The 472-nt window shown below is 35.0% G+C and carries 1 protein-coding gene and 1 pseudogene; both read left to right on the top strand.

Translation table 11 applies throughout. The features are described 5' to 3' along the window. Positions 1-143: MazG nucleotide pyrophosphohydrolase domain-containing protein (locus AB674_RS21705; RefSeq protein WP_047779381.1), on the top strand; the 143-nt coding region annotated here is incomplete at its 5' end. A gap of 113 nt (positions 144-256) precedes the next feature. Continuing rightward, a pseudogene (locus AB674_RS21710) lies at positions 257-472 on the top strand (3-phosphoshikimate 1-carboxyvinyltransferase); the annotation flags it as partial.

The following is a 472-nucleotide window of genomic DNA, read 5'->3' on the forward strand; positions in this document are numbered from 1 at the left end:
AAGAATTGGCCGATGTGGTTTTCGTGGTTTTATGTTTGGCCAATCAAACGGGAATCGATTTACAAGCTGCTTTCGACAAGAAAATGGATTTGAAATCCGTCCGTGACAAAGACCGTCACAAAAACAACGAAAAACTTAAATAATTTGTGAATTGTAAATTATGAATTGTGAATGAGTAGTGGTAAATTGCGTCCCTAAATTATTTGAGTTAAAAGCGAAAGCTATACCTCATAATTCATAACTCATAATTAAAAACATGAATTTACTGTTACAAACTTCCCATTCCAATTTACAAGCTCAAATTGCAGTTACCGGCTCAAAAAGTGAAACCAACCGACTATTATTGCTACAAGCGTTGTTTCCCAATATTACTTTGGCCAATACTTCTAATTCAGATGATAGTGAAGTAATGCAAAAAGCATTGAAAGGAAACGAGGAAATAGTAGATATTCATCATGCGGGAACAGCGATG

This window comes from Flavobacterium sp. ABG (genome assembly GCF_001027725.1).
Lineage (GTDB): Bacteria > Bacteroidota > Bacteroidia > Flavobacteriales > Flavobacteriaceae > Flavobacterium > Flavobacterium cupriresistens.